Origin of the sequence: Bradyrhizobium sp. SZCCHNS3052, from assembly GCF_032484495.1 — a bacterium.
In the GTDB taxonomy this organism is placed as follows: Bacteria; Pseudomonadota; Alphaproteobacteria; order Rhizobiales; family Xanthobacteraceae; genus Bradyrhizobium.
Map to the genome: position 1 here is coordinate 262,046 of NZ_JAUETB010000004.1, position 18,877 is coordinate 280,922.

Sequence of the window (18,877 nt, forward strand, 5' to 3'; positions counted from 1 at the left end):
TGCTCGCTCGAATTGCAGCGCTCTGTAGGATTCGGACTTACAGCGAGCGCTGGATGGTCTCCACGCGATAACACTCGATGACGTCGCCGACACGCATGTCGCCGTAGCTCTCGAAGGCCATGCCGCATTCCTGGCCGGCCTGCACTTCCTTCACTTCGTCCTTGAAGCGCTTCAGGGTCGACAGCTTGCCCTCGTGAACCACGACGTTGTCGCGGATCAGGCGGACATTGGCGCCGCGTTCGACAGTGCCGTCGGTGACGCGGCAGCCAGCGACCTTGCCGACCTTGGAGATGTTGAACACCTCCAGGATCTGCGCATTGCCGAGCATGGTTTCCCGAAGCGTGGGGGCCAGGAGGCCGCTCATCGCCTTCTTCACGTCATCCACGAGGTCGTAGATGATGTTGTAGTAGCGGATCTCGATGCCGTTGCGCTTGGCGAGTGCGGCCGCTTCCTTGTTGGCTCGCACCGAGAAGCCGATGATCGCGGCGTTGAAGCCTTCGGCCAGCGTGACGTCGGACTCGCTGATGCCGCCGACGCCGGCATGCAGGATGCGGGCGGCGACCTCCTCGGTGCCGAGCTTCTCCAGCGAGCCGAGAATGGCTTCCAGCGAGCCCTGCACGTCGGCCTTGATGATCAGCGGGAATTCCTTGCGGCCCACAGTCTTCAATTGCGACATCATCTGTTCGAGCGAACCGCGCATGCCGGAGATCGAGGCTGCCGCGTTCTCGCGCTTCTGATGCGCGCGGTAGCTGGTGACCTGGCGGGCACGGGCTTCGTTCTCGACGACGGCGAGGCGATCGCCAGCTTCCGGCGGACCGTTGAAGCCGAGCACCTCGACCGGCACCGACGGGCCTGCCTCCTGCAACGTCTCGCCCTGGTCCGAGATCAGCGCGCGGACGCGGCCCATCTCGGCGCCGGCGACGATGATATCGCCGACCCGCAAGGTGCCGCGCTGAACCAGCACGGTGGCGACCGGGCCGCGGCCGCGATCGAGCTTGGCTTCGATCACGGTGCCTTCGGCCGGGCGATCCGAATTGGTCTTGAGGTCGAGGATGTCGGCCTGCAACGCGATCATCTCGAGCAGACGATCGAGATTGGTCTTGTTCTTGGCGGACACCTCGACGTCGACGACCTCGCCGCCCAGCGATTCGACCTGCACCTCGTGCTGGAGCAGCTCGGTGCGGACGCGCTCGGGACGGGCGTCGGGCTTGTCGATCTTGTTGATCGCCACGATCATCGGCACCTTCGCCGCCTTGGCGTGGTTGATCGCCTCGATCGTCTGCGGCATGACGCCGTCATCGGCCGCGACCACCAGCACGACGATGTCGGTGACCTTGGCTCCGCGGGCGCGCATCGCGGTGAACGCGGCGTGGCCGGGCGTGTCGATGAAGGTGATCTTCTTGCCGGAATCCGGCGCGGTCACCTGATAGGCGCCGATGTGCTGGGTGATGCCGCCGGCTTCACCCGAGACCACATTGGCGTGGCGCAGCGCGTCGAGCAGCGAGGTCTTGCCGTGGTCGACGTGGCCCATGACGGTGACGACCGGCGAACGCGGCTCGGTGTCGGTCGAATCGTCGACGACGTCGAACAGGCCCTCCTCCACGTCCGAGGCGGCGACGCGCTTGACGGTGTGGCCGAGTTCTTCCGCGATCAGCTGCGCGGTGTCGGCATCGATCACGTCGGTGATCTTGTGCATCGCGCCCTGGCGCATCAGCAGACGGATCACGTCGACCGCGCGCTCCGACATGCGGTTCGCCAGCTCCTGGATGGTGATGGCTTCCGGAATCGTCACCTCGCGGACGAGCTTCTCCTTCTGCTCGTTGGCGGCATGGCCCTTCAGGCGCTGCGTGCGGCGGCGGAACGACGCGATCGAGCGCTCGCGCACATCGTCGGCCGTGAGCGCCGTGACCACCGTCAGGCGGCCGCGCTGCTTCTGCGGGCCCGGCTTGTGCGTGGTCTTCGGCGGCGGCGCGGGACGTGCGGCTCCGCCGGGACCCCTGCGGATCTGGCGCGGACCCTCATCCTCGTCCGGACCGGCGGCAACCGCCGCCGGCGCGCGGCCGAGCGGACCGCCGGCGGCAGGACGGGCGCCGGCCGGGCGTGCGCCCGCCGGCTGAGCGCCACCGGGCCGCGAGCTCGGACCACCAATCTGCTGCGGCCGGCTGCCCGGTGCGCCGACGGGCCTGCCGGGGGCGGGCGTCGAGCGGGCCGGTGCGGCTGCGGCGGGCTGGGGCGCGGATGTCGCCGGACGGGGCGCCTCGCCTTCACCGAACCGCTTCTTGGCTTCGAGCTCGGCCTTGCGCTTGGCTTCCTCTTCGTGACGGTGCCGCTCTTCCTCGGCCTTGCGGCGCGCCTCGGCAGCCTCGCGCTCGGCGCGTTCGGCGGCTTCGCGCTCGGCGCGGCGGCGGGCTTCCTCTTCGGCCTGGCGGCGTTCCTCGATGTCGCGCACGCGGGCATCGGCCAGCGCGCTGGCGCGCGCCGAGCGCTCGTCCTCGGTCAGGGTGCGGAGCACGACGCCGGACCCGCCGCGCTGCGACGAGCCGGATGGGCGCGGTCCGGATGAGCGCGGCGATGGCGGGGGCGGCGGCGCCTTGGCGACGGTCGGCTCCGGTGCATGCGGAGCATCGGGCCCCCCATCGCCGACGCGGCGCTTGCCGCGCTTCTCGACCACCACCTGCTTGCTCCGGCCATGTGGGAAGCTCTGGCGTACCGTGCCGGTCTCGACGCGCGGCTTCAGCGTCAAGGTCTTGCTCGGGACACTCAGTTTCTTGTCGCCCGGAGTGTTGTTGTCGGCCATTCAGTCGTCCTAATCTCGTTACCAGCGTGCGGGCTACCGCACCGTCTCATTCGTGCAATCGTCGCGATGTCTTCGTAGCTATGGCTTCAAAGTGCTATGTCTTCGAAGTCGAAGCAGATTTCGTGGCCGCGGTTCCGGCAATCTTGTCAGCGTCGGCCGACCGGTATCGGACCAGTGTCTGGCTGCGCGACAGGAATGTCCTGCTCGCCGGGCCTGCGAGCACGGCAGCATGTATCACATTTGAGCGCCCAAGTGCCAAATCCAATTCTGCCGAAGTGAGACAGCAGATGATCGGAATTGTCGGGGCTTGGTCCTGACCCCCGTCGTTCGGCCGCACCAGCGCGTCGAGCTTGCGGATCCCGTCGGCTGCGCCGTCCGCGGCATGGACGAGGGCTGCCAATGTCGGCCGTGATGGCCGCTGCGACAGCGCCGCTTCCACCTTGGAGAAACCGGAGACGACCTGACCGGCCTTGGCGGCAATCCCCAGCGCTTCGATCGCGCTGCGGGCCAGCAAGGCTTCCAGGTCTTCGGCAAGGGTTGGCGGGACGCGGACGTTGGTCTTGAAGCCCCGGCTGAAATGGTGACGCCGCACCGCCTCCGCAACCGCCTGGCGCGAGGCGGTGATCCACAAGCCCCGTCCGGGCAGCTTGCGCTTGATGTCGGGCACGACCTCGCCCGACGGGCCGACGACGAAGCGGATCAGCTCGCCGATCGGCCGCACTTCGCGGCTGACCGCGCACATGCGCATGGTCGCGGACTTCTCGGTCCGCGGTCCATTGTCGAGCTCGGGGTCGGCCAAAGCGAGCATGCGGTGATGCGGCTCCTCATCTCAAGCGAGCTGGGTCAGGGTGGGGGTCATCGTGGTGTCCATGGGGCGAGCCAAGCGGGTCAGGCGGGCTGTCCTTCGGTCGTTTCGTCCTCATTCTCGGGTTCGGCTTCGGCCTTGGCGAGGTCAGCCTCACTGACCCAGCCGGCCTTGACGCGGGCCTGCATGACCATGGCCTCGGCATCGTCGCGGGAGATATCGAGACCGTCGAGAATGCCGGGGAATTTGGTGGCTTCGCCACCCTCCTTGCGCTCGGTCCAGCCGACCAGATCGTCGGTCGCGCAGCCCGCGAGGTCCTCGACCGTCTTGATGTCGTTCTCGCCGAACTTGACCAGCATCTTGGTGGTGACGCCGGGCACGTCCTTCACCGCGTCCTCGACGCCGAGCTCCTTGCGCCTGGCCTCGAGCTCGGCTTCCTGCTGCTCGAGGAATTCGCGGGCGCGGGTCTGCAGCTCGGTCGCGGTCTCCTCGTCGAAGCCTTCGATGCCGGCGAGATCCTTGAGGTCGACCAAGGCGAGCTCCTCGACCGAGGTGAAGCCTTCGGACGCCAGCAGCTGGCCGACGACCTCGTCGACGTTCAGCGATTCCATGAACACGCGGGTGGAATTCTCGAAGTCGGCCTGGCGGCGCTCCGATTCCTCCTGCTCGGTCAGGATGTCGATGTCCCAGCCGGTCAGCTGCGAGGCGAGGCGGACGTTCTGGCCGCGGCGGCCGATCGCCAGCGAGAGCTGGTTGTTGGTGTCGGGCACCACGACCTCGATGCGCTCGCGGTCCTCGTCGATGACCACCTTGGCGACTTCGGCCGGCGCCAGCGCGTTGACCACGAAGGTCGCGATGTCGGGCGACCACGGAATGATGTCGATCTTCTCGCCCTGCAGCTCGTTCACCACCGCCTGCACGCGCGAGCCGCGCATGCCGACGCAGGCGCCGACGGGGTCGACCGAGGAGTCGCGGGAGACAACGCCGATCTTGGCGCGCGAGCCGGGGTCGCGAGCGACCGCCTTGATCTCGACGATGCCGTCATAAATCTCCGGCACCTCCTGCGCGAACAGCTTGGCCATGAACTGCGGATGGGTGCGCGACAGGAAGATCTGCGGGCCGCGGGTCTCGCGGCGGACGTCGAAGACGTAGGCGCGGACGCGGTCGCCGTTGCGGAACACCTCGCGCGGCAGCATCTCGTCGCGGCGGATGATCGCCTCGCCGCGCCCGAGGTCGAGGATCACGCTGCCATATTCGACGCGCTTGACGACGCCATTGACGATGTCGCCGATGCGGTCCTTGAACTCCTGGTACTGCCGGTCGCGCTCGGCCTCGCGCACCTTCTGCACGATGACCTGCTTGGCCGACTGCGCGGCGATGCGGCCATATTCCAGCGGCGGCAGGGTGTCGGCGATGGTGTCGCCGATCTGCGCGCCCGGGTTGGCGCGGCGCGCATCATCCAGCGAGATCTGGTTGGAGGGGTTCTCGACCTTCTCAACCACCAGCATGTGGCGCGACAGCCGCAGCTCACCCTTCTTCGGATCGATCTCGGCATGAACGTCGGTCTCGCTGCCGTAGCGGGCGCGGGCGGCCTTGGCGATCGCGTCTTCCATCGCGGCGATCACGATGCCGCGGTCGATCGACTTCTCGCGCGCGACGGCGTCGGCGATCTGCAGCAGTTCCAACCGGTTGGCGCTGACGGCCATGGCTCAAGTCTCCTCTAATCAGGATCGATCTCGCCTCTGCGCGCGCGATCGGCGGCGAGGCGATGTTTCTTGGTATTGGTCGGCAGCGGCTTCTTGGCCGGCTTGTCGTCTTTTGCTTTCGGCTTCGGCTTGGGTTTCGCCTGGGCCGCCGGCTTGGCGTGCGGCGCCAGCGGTGGGACGATTCCAAGCTCGCGCTTCTTCTCGCGCTCGGCCGCCTTGCCGCGGCGCATGGATTCGGCGATCAGCTCGTCGGTCAGCACCATCTTGGCGTCGCCGATGTCGGCCATCGGCAGCACGACATCCGGCTCCTGGTCCTTGGCCACGTCATCGCGGGTGATGCGCACGCCGTCGCCTTCGACGCCGGCGATGATGCCGCGGAAGCGTTTGCGGTTCTGATGTGCCACCGCCATCTCGATCTTGACGAGATGACCGATGTGACGTTCGAAATCGGAGCGGCGGACCAGCGGCCGGTCGATGCCCGGCGAGGAGATCTCGAGGCGGTAGGCGCGGTCGATCGGATCGGCGATGTCCAGCACCGGCGACAGCGCCCGCGACACCGCCTCGCAATCCTCGATCTGCATCGTGCCGTCGGGACGCTCGGCCATCACCTGGACCGTGCAACCACCTTCGCCCGAAATGCGGATCCGCACCAGGCGGTACCCCATTCCCTGCAGCACCGGGTCGGCCACCGCCGCCACGCGCGCCGCGACGCCCGGCTCGACGACGAGACGGGGCTCGGTCAGGAGGTCGGTGTCAGCGGTTGCGAACGTAGGTTCCGTCATCGAGGCGTCGATCGCGTGTCTTGCTTGGTTGGGCCGTCGGGCCTGTTCGATCGCGCTCACCGGACCGAGCCCGCCCGTGGCGGAGCGATCCAGGTAACAAAAAAGAGCGGGTCCGGAAGGGCCCACCCTCACTACGCGATCGTATATGAGATGATGTTTGATGGCGCTCATATAGCCGCTTTGCCGCCTGACGGCAAGGGTCGTGTCGCCTCAAACGGCGCCTGGAACTGGGAATTTGCTCCGCGCCCGGACTGCGGATCGGATCGTTTTCCCTGACCGGGAACGGCCGAATGCCGCAGGGTCTAACCCTTCATTCACCAAGATCGCTTAAAAATGAGCTGAGTTCGTGCTTTTCGCCCCCGTCGTCGTGCCGCACGGAGTGGAGCGCACGGAAACGTGGCGTGTTGCGTATCGAGTAGACGTCCATGACCCCGGCAACCGCGCTGATCCCCGGCCTCGGCGGGATCGTCAGGCAGGGCAATGCTGAACGCGGCCTCGAGGCCACGCGCCGCATCGCCGACCTGTTCTTCGAGGATGCGACGAAGCTGCGTCCCGAGCACATCAATCTGTTCGACGGTCTCCTGATCGATCTGGTCCCGTTCGCGGATCTGCCGACGCGGATCGATCTGGCGGAGCGGTTGTCGCGGCTCCTCAAGGCGCCCCGTGCCGTCGTCAGCCGGCTGGCGCGCGACGACGAGGTTGCGGTGGCGGGTCCGCTGTTGCGCCGTTCGCTCGTGCTCGACGATCCCGTGCTCATCGCTATTGCGCGCGACAAGAGCCAGGGTCATTTGCTCGCGATGGCAGAGCGGACGCGCCTATCGGCCGATACGACCGATGTGCTGGTGCGCCGAGGGGATCGCGACGTGGTGCGGCGGACCGCTGCCAATGACGGCGCAGCGTTTTCCCCGCGCGGCTATGCCGCGCTGATCCACCGCGCGAGTTCAGACGGCGTGCTGACGCTCACGGTCGGCCGGCGCGCAGATGTTTCCGACGATCATCTGAAACAACTGCTGGCCGGCTCGCTCGATGTCATCAGGCGGCGGCTGTTCGATGTCGTGCCGCCGGACAAGCAGGCGAGGATCAGGCAGGCTCTCGCCGAACTCGCCGATGCGGCGCGTACAGCGCATAGCACGCGCGATTTCGTGCCGGCGCAGCGGACCATCCTGTCGCTGTATGAAGCCGGTGCCTTGGACCAGTCGGCGTTGTTCGGCTTCGCATCCGAGCACAAATACGAGGAGGTCATCGCGGCGCTCGCCGCGATGACGGGATTGAAGATCGCGACGCTCGACCGGCTGGTGTCGGGCGATCGTCACGATCCGCTGCTGATCCTGGGGCGCATGATCGGGCTCGATTGGCGCACCGTGCACGCACTGATCCTGCTGCGCCTCGGACCGAAACGCATGCCGGCGCAGCGCGATATCGATGCGATCAGGGTCAACTACGCGCGCCTGCTGCCATCGACCGCCGAACGCGTCGTCGCGTTCTGGAAGACACGACACTGAGTGACCTCGCCGGCGCAGCGGTCAGCGCCGGCTGAAGATCAGATAGTTGGCGACGCGGCCTTCGCGCGTGGCCTTCCGCCCGTAGCGCGTCATGGTGTAGCCCGGCCAGGGCAGACGCCAGTCGTCGGCGCGCTCGGCCGTCCAGGCGAACTCCGGCGAACGCAGCAGATGCCACAGCGTCCAGGCGCAATAGTCGGCGATGTCGCTGACGAAGCGGAACTCGCCGCCGGGCTTTAGGACGCGCGCCATCGCTGCGATCGTCGCATCCTGCACGAAACGCCGCTTCCAGTGCCGCCGCTTCGGCCAGGGATCGGGATGGATCAGGTCGATCCGCTGCAGCGACTGCGGCGGCAGCCAGGCCAACAGCTCGGCGGCGTCGCCCGCCACCAGCCTGATATTGCCGATGTTGTCGGCCTCGATGGCCGACAGGATCTTGGCCATGCCGTTGACATAGGGCTCGCAGCCGATGAAGCCGGTGGTCGGACACGCCTTCGCTTCGGCGGCAAGATGCTCGCCGCCGCCAAACCCGATCTCCAGCCGCAGCGCGTCGACCGGCGGATCGTACAGCGTGGGCAGCACGGCTTCCGCGGGCGCGGCGAGATCGAGTGCGAGGTGCGGCAGCAGGTTGTCGACCAGGCCGGCCTGATGCGCCCGCAGCTTGTGGCCCTTGCGCCGGCCGAAGAACGAGCCCTGACCGTGCAGGGCCTCGGTGCCGGTGTGATCGTCGTCGACGGGCATGTTGATCGCGGGGCTCATCGCAGGGTTTGATAGAGACGGTAGAGCAGCCTTGTCCGCGGCTCGATCGAGGAGATGTACATCTGCTCGTAATGCGTATGCGCGCCCTTGCCATCGACGCCGAGCCCATCGAGCGTCGCCGTGAACGGTGCGGTGAAATTGCCGTCCGAACCGCCCCCGGTATAGGTGTCGACCAGCTCGAAGCCGATCTCGTCGGCCAGGGATTTCGCATGCTCGAACAGGGCGGCGCCGGCGTTGCCCTTGACGTAAGGCGGCCGGTTCACCTCGCCGCTCACTTCGACCGTGACGCCATCGCTGCGCGAGGTCAGCCCCAGGATCTTGGGCAGGATTTCCTCGGCATCGGCAGGCGTCGGCAGCCGTGCATCGACCTCGGCATAAGCTTCCTCAGCGATCACGTTGGGACGGGTGCCCCCACGCACGACGCCGACATTCACGGTGATGCCGCGGGCGGGGTCGTTGAGCGCTTCGAGCGCATGGATGACGTTGGCGAGTTCGCGGATCGCACTGCGTCCATCCTGTGGACGCGCGCCGGCGTGCGCGGGCACGCCGCGGATTGCCACGTCGAACCGCGCCACGCCCTTGCGTCCGGTCACGATCTTGCCGCCGTCGCGCGCCGGCTCGGTGACGAGGACGTATTTGGCCTTGCGGCCTTCCTCCTCGATCAGCGCGCGCGAGGTCGGGCTGCCGATCTCTTCATCCGAGACGAACAAATGAGTAATGCCGAGGGGCGATTTTTGACCCTCTGCGCAGAGCTGACGAAAGGCGTGAAAGGCGAGATAGGCGCCGCCCTTCATGTCGTAGATCCCGGGACCGTACGCAACGTCGCCGTCGACTGCGAACGGCAGCCGCGCGATGAACCCGATCGGATGTACCGTGTCGAGATGGCTCAGGACCAGGATGCCCGGCTCGTCCTGTCCCCACGACGACCGTGCGACGAGGTGGTCGCCGCAGCCGTCGCGTCCGGCGATCCGTTCGATCGTGGCATCGAGCCCGCGATAGCCATCCGCGACAAGGGAAGCCAGCTTGTTGACCTGATCAGGCGCCTCGGTCGGGGTCTCGATCTCGACCCATTGGCGGATGCCTTCGAGAATTGTGCGACTATCGAACGGGCTGCTGCTGGCGGTCATGAGCTTTGTAAATCGTTCTCGATGGTTACGAAGTGGTAGCAGGCGGTGGACGCGCTTGGCGCGTCGCTGGGCGGGTTGGCGGCTGGGACGCCGGAGTTCCAGGCCACATGTGCATAAAAAGATTTAGAGCGCGATAGCCTTTCCCGAAGGGGAGCCATCGCGCTCTATTGGTCGTGATCCAACCTGTCTATCGGCTCATTCGTCTGGCGGAACGCAGCGTGCCCAGCGCGTCGTCCGCAAACGTGCCCCGCTGATGGCCCCCCGAGGGCGCTGACATTCCTATGAGAGTGATCACGATAGGAATGTCAGCGCCGGCGCATCAGCTAGCCTTCTTCCGGAGCTTCACGATCAGCGATCTGCTCGACCAGGTCGACGATGCTGCGACGAAGCTTCGAATCGTGGATCCGCGTGAATGCGCGGGTCAACGCCAGTCCTTCGGAGGTTGCCAGGAAATCAGACACATAGGCGGGCGAAGCGCCTTCGCCGAAAGCTTCACCGTTGGTCCCGCCACTCGGGACCCCTTCGAACAGGAAGGAGACCGGGACCTGCAGAACCTCCGAGATCTGCTGAATCCGGCTGGCGCCGACTCGATTGGTGCCTTTTTCGTACTTCTGTATCTGCTGGAACGTGAGTCCGAGAGCCTCGCCAAGTTTTTCCTGGCTCATGCCCAACATGATACGGCGCATCCGCACCCGGCTGCCGACATGCTTGTCAACAGGGTTGGGCGCTTTCGTCGACATCTCTCAACTCCTTAGAATGGGCCTCGGAACGAGGCGGTCGCAGTATGCCTCAGGCGCTCACACCGTCAATTTATGTTCGCATGTCGTACTAACGAAGACGGCCGAGCAACGAACTGGACGGCTCATGCTGCCGCGCGAGAATGCGAATTGCAGCAGCTATCTGTCAACACTTGGGGTTTTGCTTGTCAAAAAAAATCTTACGGACCCGGAAAGAATCGAGATCTTGCTGTCGTCAGGGAAGCTTTTGAGCAACACGTCTGCGAACGACGGTGCTCAGGGCGATCACTAACAGGATCGCAACCGGAATGTCGCCGAGCCTTGCATAGGCTGTCGGCTGCAACGCAACAGGCAGCGCGGAATCCAGCACGCCCTCTGCGCCGAGAGGCAATTGCTTAACGATACGGCCGACGGGATCGATCACTGCGGAGATGCCGGTGTTCGCAGATCGAACTAATGGAAGTCCTTGCTCGATCGCGCGCCACTGCGCTTGCTGTAGATGCTGATGAGGCCCAGTCGAAATGCCGAACCAGCCATCGTTCGTCAAGTTGACGATCCAGCCCGGTCGTTCTTCGGTCGGCACGCTGTCACTCGGAAAGATCGCCTCGTAGCAGATCAAGGGAAGAACACGCGGAGCGTGTGGCACGTCCAGGTTGCGTCGCGCCGTGCCGGGGATGAAGCCGCCCTGCACCCGCGTGAGTTGCTCGAGCCCGATCCGCTCCAGCAGATTCTGGAACGGCAGGAACTCGCCGAACGGGACCAGATGCAGCTTGTCGTAGACCGACAGCACGGTGCCGTCGTGATCGATCACGTAGATCGAATTGTAGGCCCGGGTGATGGGGGTGTTGCGAGGCGCGTCGGGGGCGCGGACCGAACCGGTGATCAGCACCGTGCCCGGCGACAGCAGGTCGGCGATCTGGCCCATCGCGTCCGCCTCGCGGGTCAGGAAGAACGGGAACGCCGATTCCGGCCAGATCAGGACGTTGGTGTCCCGGACGCCGGTGGCGTTCGGGCCGGAGGCGCGGTCCGACAGCGCCAGATAGCGGCGCATGACATCGGCCTTGGCGCCATAGTTGAACTTCACGTCCTGCTGCAGGTTCGGCTGCATGATCCGCAGCTTGAGGTCGGCGACGAAGGCCGTCGGATGCAGGCCGAGCCGGATGGCGCCGAACACGCCCATCATCACGAGCAGGGCGGCGGCCGCGGCCGGCGCCCGCCAGCGCTCACGCCATGTCTTGCCGTCGATCAGCACCGCGGGGCTGGCAAAGATCGCGATCGCCAGGAACGTCATGCCCCAGATCCCGATCAGCGAGGCCGTCTGCGCCAGCGCGAGCGGCTGCGACAGGGCATAGCCGAACGTGTCCCAGGGGAAGCCGGTGAGCGCGTGGCCGCGCAGCCATTCGCTCGCGGTCAGGCAGACGGCGAGCGCCAGGATGCGGGTTGCATCACGCGTCCAGATCAACCGGGCCAAGGCGAAGCCTAGGGCCGGAAACAGCGCGAGATAGGCCGGCAGGCCCAGCACGGCGAACGGCATCAGCCAGGCGAAGGTGTCGGCATCGACCAGGAACGCGTTGCCGATCCAGTAAAGGCCGGGCACGAAATAGCCCATGCCGAAGCAGAAGCCGGTGAAGGCGGCAGCCGGGATGCCGCGCCGCCGTCCCGCCGCGGCGCCATCGATCAGCCAGACCAGAACCGGGAAGGTGATCGCAAGCACCGGCCAGGCGTTGAACGGGGCCATCGCGAGCGAGGAGAGCGCGCCGGCGGCGAGCGCGATCGCCGCACGCTTCCAGCCCCAGGCCAGGACAACGCCAATGGCGAGGCCGCGAATCGTCGATGGGCGGATCACTGTGAGCTGGCTCCATCGCCCCGTGGCGGGCTGCTATCGTCGTGGACCGGCGCAGGGCCGGCCTCTGTCGGCGGCGGCTCGGCCGGGACGTCCGTGTCCGCCGGGGTCACTTCCGGCGCAACGTCTCGACGCCGGCTTTCGCGCTGCGGGCGGGGCGTCGGGCGTTCCTTGCGCGGCGCGATGCGCAGGCGCTTGACCCGGCGCGGATCGGCATCGAGCACCTCGACCTCGAAATTGCCGGGGCCGGAGATCAGCTCGCCGCGCACCGGCAGCCGGCCGACATGGTTGACGAGATAGCCGCCGAGCGTCTCCACCCCTTCGCCCGCCTCTCCCGTCACGAACTCCTCGCCGATCACCCGGCGTACGTCGTCGAGGCTGGCGCGGGCGTCCGCGATGAAGGCGTTGTCGGCCTGCCGCACGATCGCCGGCGGCTCGTCGCTGTCGTGCTCGTCGTCGATCTCGCCGACAATCTGCTCGACGATGTCCTCGATGGAGACCAGCCCGTCGGTGCCGCCATATTCGTCGACGACCAGCGCCAGGTGGATGCGCGAGGCCTGCATTTGCGCCAGCAGGTCGATCGCGCGCATCGACGGCGGCACGTAGAGCAGCTTGCGGATGATATTGGCCTCGAACAGCGGCATCGACAGATCGACGGCCTTGAGATCGAGGCCGGCGGGCAGCGGCTTCTTGCGCCGCGCCTTCACCTCGTCGGAGACCCGGGCCTGCGCCGTGGTGAAGGCAAGCAGGTCGCGGATGTGCACCATGCCTTCGGGGTCGTCGAGCGTGTCGTTGTAGACGACGAGGCGCGAATGCGATGCGCTCTCGAACAGGCTCATCAGTTCGCCGAGCGTGATGTCGCGCCGGACGGCGACGATGTCGGCACGATGCACCATCACGTCGGCGATGCGCCGCTCGTGCAAATCGAGGATGTTGCGCAGGAGCGTGCGCTCGACCGCGGAGAAGCCGATGTCATCGGGCGTCGAGGCATCGAGCACGACCTGCAGGTCGTCGCGAACCGAGCCGCCGCCTTTCCAGCCGAACAGGTTGCGCAGCGCGCGAAACAGCCAGTTCTCGCCCGGCGAGCGGCCGAGCTCGGCCGGCGGCACCACGGCCGGCAGATTGCGCGTCTGGCGCGGATTGTCATGGATGGGCTCGGAATCGGCCATGGTCAGTTCATCCGTTCCCGATCGGCATAGGGATCGGGGATGCCGAGATGGGCCAGGATCTCGGTCTCCAGCGCCTCCATCTCCTCGGCCTCGTCATCGGTCTCGTGATCGTAGCCGATCAGATGCAGGAAGCCGTGCACGGTGAGATGGCTGAGATGATGCTCGAACGGCTTCTGTTCGTCGTCGGCCTCGCGCCGCATCGTCTCATAGGCGATGGCGATGTCGCCGAGCATGCGCGGGGCATCATCCTCGCCGCGCGGTCCGGTCGGCTGCAGCGCCGGAAACGACAGCACGTTGGTGGGCTTGTCGATGCCGCGCCAATTGCTGTTCAGGGTGCGGATGCCCTGGTCGTCCGTCAGCATGACGGCGATCTCGGCGTCGCCGACGTCGGCGTCGACCATCTCGGCCGCGGCGAGAATGGCGCGTTGTATGACGTCCTCGGCGTCAGGCTGGTCCTGCCAGCAATCGGCTGCGACGATCACCTCGGTCGTTGGAATGGGACTTTGTGGCATCCTGGTCGATATCTGTGCGGATGGCGCTGGAACGACGCGACCATCGGCGTGCTTGCTCTCGCGTCAGCGGGCTTTCGGCCCCTCATAGGCGGCGACGATGCGCGCCACCAATTCGTGGCGGATGACATCCTCGCCGGTGAACCGGACCTGTGCGATCCCCTCGACACCGTCGAGCAGGCGCGCGGCTTCGGCGAGTCCGGAGGTCTGGCCGTTCGGCAGATCGACCTGCGAGGGATCGCCGGTGATGATCATGCGGCTGTTCTCGCCGAGACGCGTGAGGAACATCTTCATCTGCATCGATGTGGTGTTCTGCGCCTCGTCGAGGATGATCGCGGCGTTGGTCAAGGTGCGCCCGCGCATGAAGGCGAGCGGCGCGATCTCGATCTCGCCGGCCTGCAGCGCGCGCTCGACGATGCGCGCGTCCATCAGATCGTACAGCGCGTCGTAGATCGGGCGCAGATAGGGATCGACCTTCTCGCGGAGGTCACCAGGCAGGAAGCCGAGCCGCTCGCCGGCTTCGACCGCCGGGCGTGAGAGGATGATGCGGTCGACCTCCTTCCGCTCGAACAGCTGCGCGGCATGCGCGACCGCAAGCCAGGTCTTGCCGGTGCCGGCCGGGCCGATGCCGAACACGAGCTCGTGCCGCTTCAGCGCGCGGATGTAGGAATCCTGCGCGGCGGTGCGGGCGCGCACCGGGCGCTTGCGCAGGTTGATGCTCTCGAACGCGTTCTTGGCGTTCTTGGCGTCGAACTCGAACAGCGAGCCCTGCGCCACCACGGCGCGGATCGCGCCCTCGACGTCGCCCTGCGCCAGATCGTGGCCCTTCACGGCCTGCGCATAGAGCGATTCGAGCACGCGCCGCGCGGCATCGCAGCCGTCGCGTGTTCCGCCGATGGTGATGTGGTTGCCGCGGGAATCGACGACGACGCCGAGCCGTCGTTCGACCAGGGCCAGATTCTGGCCGTAAGGCCCAACCAGGGCGGAGGCGGCACGGTTGTCGTCGAAATCGATGACGACCTGGGTCTCGGGGGGCATGGACATGTCGCGGTCGTACTTGCGGCTGGGAGCGAGGGAAGACGGATCCGATGCGCTCTTGGGCAAGTGCTCAGCCTCCGATGGACACGAGGGGCGTGGGGGAGATCACTGCCGGCGCGGCCGTGACGAGCTCGCCGAGCAGGCTGTAGCGTTCGAGACTGTCGATCCGCACCGGCAGAACCTGGCCGATGATGTCGTCGGACGCCATGACGTGGGCCGGTTGCAGATACGCGGTCCGTCCGACCAGTTGCCCGGGCTTGCGCGCTGGCCGCTCGAACAACACGTCGACGACCTGGCCGATCGCGGCCTTGTTGAAGGCTGCTTGCTGGCTGTCGATCAAGCTCTGGAGGCGCTCCAATCGCTCGTCCATCTCGGTCGCTGACACCATCTCCGGCATGTCCGCTGCCGGAGTTCCCGGGCGCGGCGAATACTTGAACGAATACGCCGCAGCGTAGCCGATTTGGTCGATCAGGGCGAGGGTGGCGCGAAAATCTTCCTCGGTCTCGCCCGGGAACCCGACGATGAAATCCGAAGAGAATGCAATGTCGTGACGGACGGCGCGAAAACGGTCGACGACTTTGCGATAGTCAGTCGCCGTGTGTTTGCGGTTCATGGCGTTCAGGATGCGGTCAGATCCCGACTGAACCGGCAGATGCACGAACGGCATCACCGCTTCGAGATCGCGATGCGCCGCGATCAGGCTGTCGTCGACGTCGTTGGGATGGCTGGTCGAGTAGCGGATCCGCGCCACGCCCGGAATCTCGGCGATCCCATGGAGCAGCCGCCCCAGCGTCCAGGGCCGGCCGTCAGGGCCTTCGCCGTGATAGGCGTTGACGTTCTGGCCGATCAGGGTGATCTCGCGAACGCCATTGTCGACGAGCTGCGTCACGTCGTCGACGATGCGTGTCACCGCACGCGACATCTCGCTGCCGCGCGTATACGGCACCACGCAGAAGGTGCAGAACTTGTCGCAGCCTTCCTGCACGGTCACGAAGGCCGAGACGCCGCGGGCGCGGATCGCCGCGCGGCTGGGTTTCGCCAGGAAGTCGAACTTGTCCTGGGCCGGGAATTCGGTCTCGATCGCCCGCTCGCCGCGGCGAGCCTGGGCCAGGAGCTGCGGCAGATGGTGGTAGCTCTGCGGGCCGACCACGACGTCGACGGTGGGGGCGCGGGCGATGATCTCCTCGCCTTCCGCTTGCGCCACGCAGCCGGCCACGGCGATCTGCATCGTCCGGCCGGCCCGCGCGGCGTCCTCCTTCGCGACCCGCAGCCGCCCGAGCTCCGAATAGACCTTCTCGGAGGCCTTCTCGCGGATGTGGCAGGTGTTGAGGATCACGAGATCGGCGTCGCCGGCCTCGGCGGTCTCGACGAAGCCCTCAGGCCCCAGCGTGTCCACCATGCGCTGGGCATCGTAGACATTCATCTGGCAGCCATAGGACTTGATGTGCAGCTTGCGCGGCGGCGTCATGAACCCTTGCATGCAGTCGGAGGCGCGCCCAATTCGGCGCCGCGCTCAGATATAGGCTAGGGGGCCGAAAATCCAGCGATCGCGGGCTTTTTCTCGGCCAGCCGGCTCAGAATCGCCGGCAACTGCCGCATGTCGTCGAAAACCACGGTGGCGCCGGCCGCTCGCAGGTCGTCGGCGTGCCCGGGCCGGCAGTGGCTGCCGCCGTGAAACCCGAGCACTGTCATGCCGGCCGCGACACCGCCCCGGATACCGGCCGTGCTGTCCTCGACCACCACGCAGGCCGCGGGACGCGCCTTCATCTGCGCTGCCGCGAACAGGAACAGATCGGGCGCGGGCTTGCCGTTCTCGACTTGGGAGGATGAGAAGATGTGCGGGGCGAGGCGATCGTAGAGCCGGGTGGCGCCAAGGCTGACGCGCATGCGCTGGTGCGAGCCGGAGGAGGCGACGCACACCGGCACGTCGATGGTGTCGAGCGCCTCCGCGATCCCGTCGATGGCCGCGAGGTCCTGCTCGAAGGCGCGGAACAGGCGATCCTGCAGTTTCGGGTTGAAATCGTCGGGCAGGGAACGACCGAGCTCGGCCTCGACCTCGAGCTTCGCCTGTTTCAGGGAGCGGCCCAGGAACCGCGCGAACACCTGCTCGGTCGTGATCGGATAGCCGCACAGGCTGAGCACGTCGGCGTGCGTCTGACAGGAGATCACCTCGCTGTCGACCAGCACGCCATCGCAATCGAAAATGACGAGATCGAGGTTCGAAGCCGGCGCCGCGTCAGCCATTCGTCTCTTCGTCGAGCGGCACGCAATACAGCTCCAGCCGGTGATCGACCAGCTTGTAGCCGAGCTTGCGGGCGATCTCGGCCTGCAGCTTCTCGATCTCCTCGGAGGTGAACTCGATCACCTTGCCGTCGCGCAGATTGATCAGATGATCATGATGGCTGTCGCGCATCTGCTCGTAGCGGGCGCGGCCCTCGCGGAAATCATGGCGTTCGATGATGCCGGCATCCTCGAACAGCTTCACGGTGCGATAGACCGTGGAGATCGAGATCTTGTCGTCGACGGCGACGCAGCGCCGGTACAACTCCTCGACGTCGGGATGGTCGCAGGCTTCCGCGAGCACGCGGGCAATGACCCGGCGCTGCTCGGTCATGCGCATGCCGGTGGCGGCACAGCGGGCCTCGATTCCGGTGGAATTGAGCGCTGGCGTGGTTTTCAAGGAGGTCATCGTGTCTCGCCTCAAGGATGCGCTTTCTGCCACCAAGCGCAGGTTACGACAAGTCCCGGCGCATCAGAAGCGCATTCAACTGTTCCCCGCCGGGCTGAAGGTAATAGCGTTCCCGACGGCCCACGGTCGCAAATCCGGCGCGTTCATAGAGTCGGCGGGCCGGCTGGTTGTTTTCCTCCACTTCGAGAAAGACCGTCCGGACCCCGCGCCCCGCGAGGTGCCCGAGATGCTGCAGCAACAGATCACGAGAAAATCCGCGGCCGCGCTGATTTGGGTCAAGTGCAACTGACAATATTTCCGCTTCGTCCGCGCCGATTCGCGAGACGATGAAGCCGATGAGCTTCCGCCCGAGCCGCAGCCGATGGATCATGGTGTTGCGCTCGGCCAGCATCGCCTCGAACTCGCCTTCGCCCCAGCCGCGGTGAAACGAGGCGGCGTGGATCTGGGCGAGCCTGGCGGCGTCGCGCGGCGCGGCCGCTTCGATCAACGGTTTGGGGCTGCCGAGCCAGCGGAAGAACATGTTCATGACGAGACGGCCGTCTGCGCCGGTTGACGCGCCGCACCGGCGGGCGGCTTGACGTCGGGCGCGCGCAGATAGAACGGCCGCGCCGGCGCGTGCGCCGGGTCGGCGGCCGCGCCGAGCCAGGCGACCCAGCCGATGTCGGGCCCGTCTTGCGAGTCGACCGCAACTGGCGCGGCTGCGTCCTTGGGCCACCGCTCGGCCAGCAGCGCCGCGGCGTTGCCGACGAGGTGCGGGGCGCCGAGCCGCGCGGCCGCCAGGACGTCGTCTGTCGCAGCGACCTGGGGCGCGACCAGTTCCTCGCCGCTGCCGCTCACGACTTGGTAGTAGACATGGTCGTGCCGGGCATCGATCGCCGAGATCACCGGGTTGGCGCGGTCCTCGCTGACGATCGGCGCCGCGTAGGCCGACAGCGTGGTCACGCCGACGACCGGCTTGTGCGCCGCCAAGGCAATGCCGCGCGCGGCGGAGAGGCCGACGCGCAGCCCGGTGAAACTACCAGGACCCGTCGTCACCGCGATGCGGTCGAGCTCGTGGAAGCCGACGCCCGACTGGCGCATCACGCGCGCGATCAGCGGCATCAGCGCCTCGGCGTGGCCGCGCTTCATCGGCAGCGTTTCCTCGGCGCGCATCGCGGCCGAATCAGTGTCCAGAACGGCAGCCGCGCAATGGTCGAGGGCAGTATCGATGGCGAGGATCAACATCCGGTCAGATTCACATTGAAAGGAGCGCCGAATACCTTTTTGGGGCTTCGATAAAGTCGGTTGCCGCTTTCTTACATCCTGATCGGGAAAAACGCATCACGGCGCACGACCGCAAACTACTGAATTGGCGCTCATTCAAGCAAATCTTTCCGGGCTGTTGGATTGATCGTCCGGTTCGACGTTCAGGCCGCCG

General features: G+C 66.5%; 17 protein-coding genes. 1 reads left to right on the forward strand and 16 read right to left on the reverse strand.

Features of this window, described 5'->3' with window-relative positions; genetic code table 11:
- Positions 1-37: 37 nt before the first annotated feature.
- The 4 genes from infB to rimP all read right to left on the reverse strand — a co-directional run bounded on the left by infB (position 38) and on the right by rimP (position 6,090).
- Positions 38-2,797 carry a translation initiation factor IF-2 gene (gene infB / locus QX073_RS16165; protein ID WP_315716924.1) on the reverse strand — a complete coding sequence of 920 codons (2,760 nt, stop codon included), beginning with the start codon at positions 2,795-2,797 and terminating at the stop codon, positions 38-40.
- 94 nt (positions 2,798-2,891) lie between these two features.
- A complete protein-coding gene (locus tag QX073_RS16170; protein ID WP_316194645.1) occupies positions 2,892-3,605 on the reverse strand; it encodes an RNA-binding protein in 714 nt (237 codons plus the stop codon).
- Between the two features lie 80 nt (positions 3,606-3,685).
- The gene (nusA, locus tag QX073_RS16175; RefSeq protein WP_315716926.1) at positions 3,686-5,308 is read right to left on the reverse strand and encodes a transcription termination factor NusA; all 1,623 of its coding nucleotides are present in this window, start codon (positions 5,306-5,308) and stop codon (positions 3,686-3,688) included.
- Between the two features lie 14 nt (positions 5,309-5,322).
- Entirely contained in the window at positions 5,323-6,090 is a 768-nt protein-coding gene (gene rimP, locus QX073_RS16180) for a ribosome maturation factor RimP (protein WP_315716927.1), read from the reverse strand.
- A gap of 425 nt (positions 6,091-6,515) precedes the next feature.
- Here rimP and QX073_RS16185 point away from each other — a divergent pair, with 425 nt between their 5' ends.
- Positions 6,516-7,592: a DUF2336 domain-containing protein gene (locus QX073_RS16185; RefSeq protein WP_316170041.1), complete on the forward strand. Its 1,077-nt coding sequence runs from the start codon at positions 6,516-6,518 to the stop codon at positions 7,590-7,592.
- Positions 7,593-7,613: 21 nt separating this feature from the next.
- On the opposite strand, the gene QX073_RS16190 is transcribed toward QX073_RS16185, so the two are convergent.
- From QX073_RS16190 to tsaB, 12 genes are all read right to left on the reverse strand, one after another.
- Complete coding sequence (locus QX073_RS16190) at positions 7,614-8,348, reverse strand: tRNA (guanine(46)-N(7))-methyltransferase TrmB (protein WP_315751783.1); 735 nt, start codon at positions 8,346-8,348, stop codon at positions 7,614-7,616.
- Complete coding sequence (locus QX073_RS16195; protein ID WP_315716930.1) at positions 8,345-9,475, reverse strand: M20 family metallopeptidase; 1,131 nt, start codon at positions 9,473-9,475, stop codon at positions 8,345-8,347. Before QX073_RS16195 ends, QX073_RS16190 begins: the two co-directional genes overlap by 4 nt.
- A gap of 323 nt (positions 9,476-9,798) precedes the next feature.
- On the reverse strand, positions 9,799-10,215 hold the full coding sequence (locus QX073_RS16200) for a helix-turn-helix domain-containing protein (protein WP_006615449.1): 417 nt from the start codon (positions 10,213-10,215) through the stop codon (positions 9,799-9,801).
- Between the two features lie 232 nt (positions 10,216-10,447).
- Positions 10,448-12,058 (reverse strand): apolipoprotein N-acyltransferase, encoded by a 1,611-nt coding sequence (lnt, locus tag QX073_RS16205; protein ID WP_315751784.1) that lies wholly within the window; start codon positions 12,056-12,058, stop codon positions 10,448-10,450.
- A complete protein-coding gene (locus tag QX073_RS16210) occupies positions 12,055-13,224 on the reverse strand; it encodes a hemolysin family protein (RefSeq protein ID WP_315716932.1) in 1,170 nt (389 codons plus the stop codon). The genes lnt and QX073_RS16210 overlap by 4 nt, the downstream gene beginning before the upstream one ends.
- Before the next feature lie 2 nt (positions 13,225-13,226).
- Positions 13,227-13,736 carry an rRNA maturation RNase YbeY gene (gene ybeY / locus QX073_RS16215; RefSeq protein WP_315716933.1) on the reverse strand — a complete coding sequence of 170 codons (510 nt, stop codon included), beginning with the start codon at positions 13,734-13,736 and terminating at the stop codon, positions 13,227-13,229.
- Positions 13,737-13,799: 63 nt separating this feature from the next.
- The gene (locus QX073_RS16220) at positions 13,800-14,777 is read right to left on the reverse strand and encodes a PhoH family protein (protein ID WP_315716934.1); all 978 of its coding nucleotides are present in this window, start codon (positions 14,775-14,777) and stop codon (positions 13,800-13,802) included.
- Positions 14,778-14,841: 64 nt separating this feature from the next.
- Positions 14,842-16,239 carry a tRNA (N6-isopentenyl adenosine(37)-C2)-methylthiotransferase MiaB gene (gene miaB / locus QX073_RS16225; RefSeq protein WP_316226024.1) on the reverse strand — a complete coding sequence of 466 codons (1,398 nt, stop codon included), beginning with the start codon at positions 16,237-16,239 and terminating at the stop codon, positions 14,842-14,844.
- Positions 16,240-16,295: 56 nt separating this feature from the next.
- On the reverse strand, positions 16,296-17,015 hold the full coding sequence (locus QX073_RS16230; RefSeq protein ID WP_315716936.1) for an HAD family hydrolase: 720 nt from the start codon (positions 17,013-17,015) through the stop codon (positions 16,296-16,298).
- Positions 17,008-17,460, reverse strand: coding sequence for a Fur family transcriptional regulator (locus QX073_RS16235; protein WP_315716937.1), 453 nt, complete (start codon positions 17,458-17,460; stop codon positions 17,008-17,010). The genes QX073_RS16230 and QX073_RS16235 overlap by 8 nt, the downstream gene beginning before the upstream one ends.
- A 43-nt stretch (positions 17,461-17,503) precedes the next feature.
- Positions 17,504-17,986, reverse strand: a complete 483-nt coding sequence (gene rimI, locus QX073_RS16240; protein ID WP_316166350.1) for a ribosomal protein S18-alanine N-acetyltransferase — start codon at positions 17,984-17,986, stop codon at positions 17,504-17,506.
- Positions 17,983-18,684: a tRNA (adenosine(37)-N6)-threonylcarbamoyltransferase complex dimerization subunit type 1 TsaB gene (gene tsaB, locus QX073_RS16245; protein ID WP_315716939.1), complete on the reverse strand. Its 702-nt coding sequence runs from the start codon at positions 18,682-18,684 to the stop codon at positions 17,983-17,985. Before tsaB ends, rimI begins: the two co-directional genes overlap by 4 nt.
- Positions 18,685-18,877 lie beyond the last annotated feature (193 nt).

What these genes read in the sequence shown, in the direction of transcription:
- infB (WP_315716924.1), bottom strand. Translation starts at nt 2,797, where the DNA reads ATGGCCGACAACAACACTCCGGGCGACAAGAAACTGAGTGTCCCGAGC.
- QX073_RS16170 (WP_316194645.1), bottom strand. Translation starts at nt 3,605, where the DNA reads ATGCTCGCTTTGGCCGACCCCGAGCTCGACAATGGACCGCGGACCGAG.
- nusA (WP_315716926.1), bottom strand. Translation starts at nt 5,308, where the DNA reads ATGGCCGTCAGCGCCAACCGGTTGGAACTGCTGCAGATCGCCGACGCC.
- rimP (WP_315716927.1), bottom strand. Translation starts at nt 6,090, where the DNA reads ATGACGGAACCTACGTTCGCAACCGCTGACACCGACCTCCTGACCGAG.
- QX073_RS16185 (WP_316170041.1), top strand. Translation starts at nt 6,516, where the DNA reads ATGACCCCGGCAACCGCGCTGATCCCCGGCCTCGGCGGGATCGTCAGG.
- QX073_RS16190 (WP_315751783.1), bottom strand. Translation starts at nt 8,348, where the DNA reads ATGAGCCCCGCGATCAACATGCCCGTCGACGACGATCACACCGGCACC.
- QX073_RS16195 (WP_315716930.1), bottom strand. Translation starts at nt 9,475, where the DNA reads ATGACCGCCAGCAGCAGCCCGTTCGATAGTCGCACAATTCTCGAAGGC.
- QX073_RS16200 (WP_006615449.1), bottom strand. Translation starts at nt 10,215, where the DNA reads ATGTCGACGAAAGCGCCCAACCCTGTTGACAAGCATGTCGGCAGCCGG.
- QX073_RS16210 (WP_315716932.1), bottom strand. Translation starts at nt 13,224, where the DNA reads ATGGCCGATTCCGAGCCCATCCATGACAATCCGCGCCAGACGCGCAAT.
- ybeY (WP_315716933.1), bottom strand. Translation starts at nt 13,736, where the DNA reads ATGCCACAAAGTCCCATTCCAACGACCGAGGTGATCGTCGCAGCCGAT.
- QX073_RS16220 (WP_315716934.1), bottom strand. Translation starts at nt 14,777, where the DNA reads ATGTCCATGCCCCCCGAGACCCAGGTCGTCATCGATTTCGACGACAAC.
- miaB (WP_316226024.1), bottom strand. Translation starts at nt 16,239, where the DNA reads ATGACGCCGCCGCGCAAGCTGCACATCAAGTCCTATGGCTGCCAGATG.
- QX073_RS16230 (WP_315716936.1), bottom strand. Translation starts at nt 17,015, where the DNA reads ATGGCTGACGCGGCGCCGGCTTCGAACCTCGATCTCGTCATTTTCGAT.
- QX073_RS16235 (WP_315716937.1), bottom strand. Translation starts at nt 17,460, where the DNA reads ATGACCTCCTTGAAAACCACGCCAGCGCTCAATTCCACCGGAATCGAG.
- rimI (WP_316166350.1), bottom strand. Translation starts at nt 17,986, where the DNA reads ATGAACATGTTCTTCCGCTGGCTCGGCAGCCCCAAACCGTTGATCGAA.
- tsaB (WP_315716939.1), bottom strand. Translation starts at nt 18,684, where the DNA reads ATGTTGATCCTCGCCATCGATACTGCCCTCGACCATTGCGCGGCTGCC.